The 8,096-nt window shown below is 61.3% G+C and carries 6 protein-coding genes; all 6 read right to left on the bottom strand.

All coding sequences use genetic code 11. The annotated features are described in order from the left end of the window. Positions 1-34: 34 nt before the first annotated feature. The 6 genes from purN to VF629_RS10415 are packed head-to-tail and all read right to left on the bottom strand — an operon-like array spanning position 35 to position 7,976. Complete coding sequence (purN, locus tag VF629_RS10440) at positions 35-742, bottom strand: phosphoribosylglycinamide formyltransferase (protein WP_331058422.1); 708 nt, start codon at positions 740-742, stop codon at positions 35-37. 10 nt (positions 743-752) lie between these two features. Then, entirely contained in the window at positions 753-2,021 is a 1,269-nt protein-coding gene (gene purD / locus VF629_RS10435) for a phosphoribosylamine--glycine ligase (protein WP_331058421.1), read from the bottom strand. A 42-nt stretch (positions 2,022-2,063) separates the two neighbouring features. Next, a complete protein-coding gene (locus VF629_RS10430; protein ID WP_331058420.1) occupies positions 2,064-2,465 on the bottom strand; it encodes a nuclear transport factor 2 family protein in 402 nt (133 codons plus the stop codon). 15 nt (positions 2,466-2,480) lie between these two features. Next, positions 2,481-3,899 (bottom strand): phosphoribosylaminoimidazolesuccinocarboxamide synthase, encoded by a 1,419-nt coding sequence (locus VF629_RS10425; protein WP_331058419.1) that lies wholly within the window; start codon positions 3,897-3,899, stop codon positions 2,481-2,483. Between the two features lie 43 nt (positions 3,900-3,942). After that, positions 3,943-4,878, bottom strand: coding sequence for a phosphoribosylformylglycinamidine synthase subunit PurQ (locus VF629_RS10420; protein WP_331058418.1), 936 nt, complete (start codon positions 4,876-4,878; stop codon positions 3,943-3,945). Between the two features lie 41 nt (positions 4,879-4,919). After that, a complete protein-coding gene (locus tag VF629_RS10415) occupies positions 4,920-7,976 on the bottom strand; it encodes a phosphoribosylformylglycinamidine synthase subunit PurL (protein ID WP_331058417.1) in 3,057 nt (1,018 codons plus the stop codon). Between the last annotated feature and the right edge of the window lie 120 nt (positions 7,977-8,096).

The following is an 8,096-nucleotide window of genomic DNA, read 5'->3' as shown; positions in this document are numbered from 1 at the left end:
GAGACATCTCGCTCGCGTCGATGTAACGATTGCTTTACTTCGGCACGCGAGATGTCTCGGCTGCGCTCGACATGACGTTTTGCTTATTTTTAATTAGTTCTGCCAAGGTTTGGGCATAAAGGCGGTGCTCCACGGCCAGGCCGCGGCGTTCGACTTCGGCCAAGGTGCCGGCCCCGCGCAAATCCACGGGTTCCTGGGCCAGGATGGGCCCAGTGTCGAGACCTTCGTCAACCACATGCACGGTGATTTTGGTTTCAGCCAACTGATTATCAAAGGCCCATTCGTAGGCGTGCAGGCCCTGGTGCTGGTGCGTATCGGCGGGGTGAATGTTGAGAATACGGCCCGCAAACGGATGGATGAAGGCCGGCGACAGGATGCGCATGTACCCCGCCAACACCACAAAATCGGGCTGATACTGCTGCAACAGGGTGGCAGCTTCGGCATCAAACGCTTCCCGCTTGCGGCCTTGGCTGGGCAGAGAAGCTATTGGACACCCGTGCGCGGCGGCAAGTTCCAGGCCGGGCGCATCGGGCTTGTTACTGAACACCACCGCTACTTCGGCGAGGTCCTGCAGCACGCCGGTTTTGGTGGCCTGCACCAGCGACAGCATGTTGGAGCCGCGGCCCGATAGCAAAATGGCCAGGCGCGCTTTGCGGGGCCCATCGCCGGGCGCCCCCGCGCTCGCGCCTCCCAAGGGCTGGGAGGCCGGACGAAGCTGCTCTGCGGAAGTGGGGCTGCTCATGGTTGAGTTTTCAATTTACGGCGCTCGCGGCTAATACCGGTGCCGGGCGCTGGGCAATGTCGGTGCGGAAATAGGCATCCTGAAACGTGACCTTGGCGCAGGCTTCGTAGGCGCGGGCCGTGGCTTCTTCCAAATCATTGCCGTGGGCCGTGAGCACCAGCACCCGGCCACCGTTGGTGACGAGCTCGCCGGCCTCGTTGCGCTTGGTGGCGCCGTGGTAGGCGCGGGTATGCATGGGCAGCGTGTCCAGGCCGGTGATGGGGAAGCCCGTCGGGAACTTGGGTGCTGGGTAGCCGCCCGAGGCCAGCACCACGCCCACAAATGCCCCTGGGCGTTGCTTCACGCCTTGTTGTGCCAGCGTGCCGTTCAGGGTAGCTTCAATCAGTTTCAGCAAGCTGCTGTCTAGCGCGGGCAGCAGGACTTCGGCTTCGGGGTCGCCGAGGCGCACGTTGTACTCCAGCAGCTTAGGACCGCTGGGCGTGAGCATAATGCCGAAATATAGAAAGCCGTGAAAGGCGAATTGCTCGTTTTGCAGGCCGCGCAGCGTGGGGTCCACAATGTCGCGGCGGATGGCGGCCAGCACGTTGTCGTTGGCGAAAGGCACGGGGCAATAGGCGCCCATGCCGCCGGTGTTGGGGCCTTGGTCGCCGGCCAGCAGTTGCTTGTGGTCCTGCGAAGTCGCCAGCATCTTGATTTCGCGGCCGTCGGTGAGGCCAATGATGCTGATTTCGGGCCCGGTCAGCTTCTCTTCCAGCAGGAAGGAAAACCAGCCGGTATAGCTAGTCTGCAAGTCGTCAAAAGCCGCTTCGGCCTCTTCTACCGACGAGCACACGTACACGCCTTTGCCGGCGGCCAGGCCGTCGTACTTCACCACCACGTGCCCGCCTAGCTCCGCCGCTTTGGCGCGAGCCGCCGCAAAGTTGTCGCTGCGAAATGGCCAGGCCTTGGCCGTGGCCACGCCGTGGCGGCGCATGAAATCCTTGCTCCACACCTTGGAGCTTTCCAGCCGCGCCGCCGAGCGAGTAGGGCCAAAAACCTTGATATCTGAACCGGCAAAGAAGTCGGAAATGCCAGCGGCCAAGGGCGCCTCGGGGCCCACCACAATCAGCTTGGAATCGTGCGCTTGCGCGTAAGCTTTCACGGCCTCAAAATCCAGCGGGTTGAAGCCCAATTGGCTATTGGGAATGCCCGCGTTGCCGGGCAGCACGTGCACCGTGGCCCCGTCGCGGGTCAGCTTTTCGGCCAGGGCGTGCTCGCGGGCGCCGGAACCGAGGAGCAAAACGTTTTGGGAGTTGGTCAAAATTGGGAAGCCCGTAGCGGCTTAACTGATGTCTTGGATGGAAATAATTTGGCCGTCGGCAAAGCGAAACACCGACTTGCCTTGCAGGCGCAAGGTGTCGCCGGGCTTCAACCCATTCGGAAATGGGATGGCCGCCACGCCGGTGTAATCAATGGCTACTTCTACTTGGCCATCGGTCACCTGCCAATCGGTTACGCGCTGTTCCCGCTGGGAAAAAAATGGCAGAACCTGCTCGGCCTGCTGCCGAAAGCTCTCCTTCCCGTTGGTGGTCAGGTTCACGGCGCCGTCGGCAATATTGGCGCCGTCGGCAATATTCTGGAATACCACCTCGTCGTGCAGCGGCACGAGCATGCCTGCTACATCAAAGCGGTTGTACGCTTCGATGTAGGCTTCGACTAGCTGCTTCGGCTCGGTGGAATTCATCAGAATTATGGTTGCTTAGAGCACCCGGAGTTCTTCGTCGGCGGCTTTCAGCTGGGCTTTGGTGGCGATGATGTCCTTGCTCAGGCGCTCACGTAAGCGAGGAATATTCAGGGCGCGCAGAGCGGCTTGGGCGGCGTTGTCGGGGCGCACAACGGTGAGGTTGGGCGTGCCGCTGGGCGTGATGGCCGACGAGTTTAGGTTCATGGCCAACTCCGCATAATCGTTATAGGGCAGGCACGAAATCACGGGCACGTTCACATTGGATGCCAACGCGCCGCCTAGGCCGTTGCCCAAGCTGGTCACAGCAATGATGACGCCTGGCTCTAGGCTGTTGTTCCAGGTTTCGGCCATGTCGGCAATGGCTTCGCCGTTTGTGTGGGCCGAGGTCACGCGCAGTTGCGTGAAAATGTCGTAGCCTTCAAACTGCTGACGAATTTTCTCACCGTGTTCCTTATCGGCCGGCGAGCCCAGTACGATGTTCACCCAAGCATCTTTCACCAAGCCGGCCTGCACGAGGTTGGCCAGCAAGCGGGCGCGCGCATCGTGTCGCCCCGAGCCGGGGGTACCGGCCGCGGCGGTGTCAGCGGTGGGCAGGGCCTCGCCGGTGATGCGCTGGTAGATGTCGAGGTAGCGGCGGCTGGCTTCCTGGGCCACTTCCGGCGTAAGGGCGCGGGGGTACTGGCCGTCCTTTTTGTTGGCGATGAGCCACTGGCGCACGTACTCCTTGTCCATCTGCTCGACGGTCTCGGGGTTCTTGGCGAAGTCCTCGGCCGCCCAGAAACGGGAAGAATCAGGAGTGTGCATCTCGTCAATGAGAATGAGCTTGCCGTTCAGCAGGCCAAATTCATACTTGGTATCAACCAGAATAATGTCCTTTTCGGCCAGCAGCTGCGAGCCCACGGCAAACAGCATCTGGCTTTTCACGACCATCTGTTCGTACAACTCTTTCGTCACCCAGCCTTCGCTCACCAGGTTTTCGGGGGTGATTTCACGGTCCGATTCCTCTTTGGTGGTCGGCGTCACGATGGCCTGGGGGAAGGACTCGTGCTTGGTCATGCCATCCGGCACCGTCACGCCCGAGAAGGTGCGCTGGCCGGTCTGGTAGCCGCGCCACATTGAGCCAGTCAGGTACTGCCGCACCACCATCTCCACCTTGATGGGCTGGGCTTCCTTCACCAACATGGCATTGGCATCCACGAGCTTGAGGACGTGGTTGGGGATGATGTGGGCCGTCTTATCGAACCAAAAATTGGCCAAGCCGTTCAGCACCGCGCCTTTGTGCGGGATGGCCGTTTCAAGCACCGAATCAAACGCCGAGAGGCGGTCCGTCACAATGATGAGGCGGTCGCCGCTGGGCGCGCGTAAGCTGTCGCGCACTTTGCCGCGATGCAGCAATGGAAGTTGGGGAGAAGCGAAGTGGGTGAGGGTGTTCATTTAACTACGTTTCTGAAAGGCTGGCTTTGGTGGTAAATGAATACTAATTCTGAGTGGCTAGCTCTGCGGCGGGGGCTGCGGCAGCACGCGAGTGGGCGATGTGCTCCACGATATTCTTGAAAATCTTAAGCCCATCTCCTTCCTCAGAAGCGGAAGGATTCTGGCGACGGCGACGGGCCCAGTCTGGGTGGTTGTAGGCCGACAAAAACGCCTCGGGGTGCGGCATGAGGCCGAACACCTGGCCGGTAGGGTCAGTGAGGCCGGCGCAGTTCAGGGCCGCGCCGTTGGGGTTGAAGGGGTACACGTTGGTGCCGTCGCCGCTGGCGTCGAGGTAGCTCAGGCAGTTGAGGCCGCCGGCTTCGATGCGCTGCTGAATGGCGGCATCCGGAATCACGAGGCGGCCTTCGCCGTGGCGCACGGGCACTTCCAGCGTGTCGATGCCTTTGAGAAAGGGCGTGCTGGCTTTGGGGTTCACGCGGAGCGTCACCCACCGGTCTTCGTAGCGGCCGCTGGCGTTGTGGGTCAGGGTCACTTCGGGCGTCACTTCGCCGCTGAGGTTGGGCAGCAAACCCAGCTTCACCAGCACCTGGAAGCCGTTGCAGATGCCGAGCACAAACTTGCCGTCGGCAATGAATTGCTTGATGTCGTCGAGCAGCGTGCGGCCGCCCTGGCCGGTCTGGCGGTAGCGCAGCTTGTTGGCCAGCACCACGCCCGAGCCCAGGTCGTCGCCGAAGGAAAAGCCGCCGGGGAAGTTCAGGGTATCGAAATCGTGGATGCTCACCTGCCCGTGTAGCACCTGGTTGAGGTGCACGATGGTGGGCTCGGCGCCGGCCATGCGGTAGGCGGCCGCGAATTCTTCTTCGCAGTTGATACCAAAGCCCGTCAGAATCAGCGCGCGCACCGTGCCAGCCGGAGCCAACACCTGAGTTTGTGCCTCCGATTGAACTTTATGTGCTGCCTGGATGGCTTCTTGTACCATTTCAAAAGTCTTTTGGGCCAATAGAATTGAATCTTGTGCTTTTACAGTGAATTGGAGTGGCTGAGGCTTTCCTTTGACACCACGCCAAGCAGCTTATTTACAGGACCGTTGGTCCACAAACTCCGCAGTACATCCGTATCAGCCGAAATCACCTCGCGGCCGCCGTGGCGCACCACCAAGCGCACCTCCTTCGTCACGATACCAAGGCGCGTGGCGCGGCTGCCGAGCAGCTGCTCAAAGGCCATCACATCTTCCGGCGCCACCGTGGCCAAAAAACGCGAGTGCGACTCCGAAAACAGTTGCGTCGGCAGCGGCAAGCCCGTTTCGGGCAGGTCGATGCTCGCGCCGCAGTTGTAGCCAAACGTAGCCTCAGCCAGCGCCACGGCGAGGCCGCCGTCGCTCAAGTCGTGGCAGGACTGAATCAGGTTTTGGTCGTTGGCCTGACCCACGAGGGTATACAGCGCCTTGGCTTTTTCGAAATCGACTTTGGGTACGTTGGCGCCCAGTTGGCCGTGCAGGGCGTAGTATTCGGAGCCGCCCAATTCGTCGTGGGTTTCGCCGAGGAGGTACACCACGTCGTCGGCCTGCTTGAAATCGGAGGTGATGGCGCGGCGCACGTCTTCCATTTTGGCCGTCATCGAGTAGAGCACGGTGGGTGGCACCGAAATCTTCACGCCATCGGCCTTGAAGTCGTTTTTCATCGAGTCCTTCCCACTGGTGAGCGGAATGCAGTAGGCGGCCGTGGCGTCGCGTAGGGCTTCGCACATGCGCACCAGCTTGGCCAGCTTCTGCTTGCCATCGGGGTTCGTGGCGGGGTCATACACCGAATCAGGCACGCAAAAATTGTCGTTCACCGACCAGAAAATGCCGTCGCCGGGCGTCAGGTTCGGGAGCTTCCCTCCTACTGCAATAATCTGCCGCACCGCCTCATCAAACGCGCCTGCTGACATGTGGTAGGCGTCCAAATCGCCGTAGCGCGGCAGGATGCCGTTGCTCACGGCCACGCCTTCCCAGCTCTCAAAATTGAAACGCACCACGGCCGCGTCCTGCGGCGCCTGGCCCGTCGCGCCCATCAGCGGCTTCACAATGGTGCGCCCCTTCACCTCGTGGTCGTACTGCCGAATAATCGACTCGCGCGAGCAGATGTTAAGCGAGCCCAGCAGCTGGCCCAGCGTGGCGGTGTAGTCCGCAGCTGCCGGAATTTCTGGCTCAGCCGCGGCCGGTTTGGTCCACTCTGCTTCCAGGATTTTGCGCGGCACGCCTTCGTGCAGAAAGTGCATATTCAGCCGCGCCACTGGCGCACCATCGAAGCGTACGTCCAGGAAACCATCCAAAGTGAAGTGACCGATGTCAGTCAGCTCCACTTCCATTTCCTGGCCCAGCGCCAGCAGGTCAGCCATTTTGCCGGGCTCCACCACCAGTGTAAACCGCTCCTGCGATTCGCTCACAAAAATCTCCCAGGGCCGCAGACCGGGGTACTTCAGTGGCACGCGCTCCAGCTCCACCACGGCACCGCCGCTGATGCCCGCCAGCTCACCCACGGACGACGAGAGGCCGCCCGCGCCGTTGTCGGTGCTGCACTTCAGCAGGCCGCGGCGCGAGGCCAGCATCAGGAAATCCATCGCCAGCTTTTGGGTGATGGGCGAGCCGATTTGCACGGCCGTGGCGGGTGCTGTTTCGTCTAGTTCGATTGAAGAGAACGTGGCACCGTGGATGCCGTCCTTGCCCACTCGGCCACCGGCCATGATGATGCGGTCGCCGGCATCGATGATTTTCTCCCACGAATCCTTGCCTGCGAATTGCATGGGCATCACCGCGCCGGTGCCGCAGTACACCAGCGGCTTGCCCGCGTACCGGTCATCGAACACAATGGCGCCGTTCACCGTCGGCACGCCCGACTTATTGCCGCCGTCCTCAATGCCCTTGCGCACGCCTTCCAGAATGCGGCGCGGGTGCAGTTGCCCGGTCAGCAGCGGCCCATCATACTCGGGGTTGCCAAAGCAGAGCACGTTGGTATTGAACAGCAGTTGCGCGCCGCCTATACCAGTGGCCAACGGGTCGCGGTTATTGCCCAAAATGCCCGTGATGGCCCCACCATAGGGGTCGATGGCGCTAGGCGAGTTGTGCGTCTCCACCTTCCACACAAACAGCGAATCGGGGTTGATGCGCACCGCGCCGGCGTTGTCGGAAAACACCTTTACCAGCCAGTCGTTGCCATTGGCGCGCAACTGGCGGTCCACTTCGGAAGTGGCGTTTTTAATGTAGGTTTTGAAGAGCGAATCAACCTGCTTCTCCTCGCCCGTTTCCAGGTCTTTGTAGTTGATGAGGGCCGAAAACTCCTTGTGCTTACAGTGCTCCGACCACGTCTGGGCAATAATTTCAAGCTCACAATCCGTGGGGTCAACGGGCAAGCCAGCGGCCTTACGCTCCGCCTGCGTTTCAGGGGCGGCGAAATAGTCGCGCACGGCCCGCATTTCCTCCAGGTTCAGCGCGTAGATGTTGTCTTTCGACAGCTGCACTAGCTCAGCGTCGCTGCGGTCAGTCAGCTTGATGATTTCGGTGATGGCTTCGGCGCCGCCGCCGGGGCGCGGCGTGTAGTCACGGATGCCATCGACCACGCGGCCTACTTCCAGCCAGTTGATGAGCTTGTTGCCGAGCAGCTCTTCCGCGATGCGGCGCAGGTCGTCGGCGGGCAAGTCGTTTTCGAGCAGGTAGAGGCGCTTGCTGAAAATGTGCTGGGTGTGGGTGTCCAGCGGCTCATTCAGGATGTCGGCGAGGGCATTTTGGGCCGAGGTGCCTTCGTCGTCGGTCACGCCGGGGCGGCGGGCTACGAGGATATAGGTAGCGAATCCTTCGGCGGCGGTCAGCTCGTTCAGGCGCACGTCGTGCAGCACCGGGTCGGCAAGGCAGCGGGTGGCGAAGTCATTCAGCTGCGTTTCACTGAGCGGGTAGCGCACCGTGTAGAGGGCGGCGCTGCGCACGCGGCCGGTGGTCAGGCCCAGGTGGCGGGCGGCGGCTTCGGCCACGCGCTGGCCGTCGCCGTCATGCTGGCCGGGTTTCAGCGTAAGCTGGATGGTGTGGGTGGTGTTATCTGACATCTATAATATCGGAACGCCGAGAGAGAAACGTCATGCTGAGCGGAGCGTAGTCGAAGCATCTCTACCGCTTCGTTGATTCGATTGGATTACTGCTGCGGTAGAGATGCTTCGGCTTCGCTC

Origin of the sequence: Hymenobacter sp., assembly GCF_036388155.1 — a bacterium.
In the GTDB taxonomy this organism is placed as follows: domain Bacteria; phylum Bacteroidota; class Bacteroidia; order Cytophagales; family Hymenobacteraceae; genus Hymenobacter.
The sequence above is the reverse complement of the archived record's forward strand: the minus strand, read 5'-3'. Positions and strand labels throughout refer to the sequence as shown.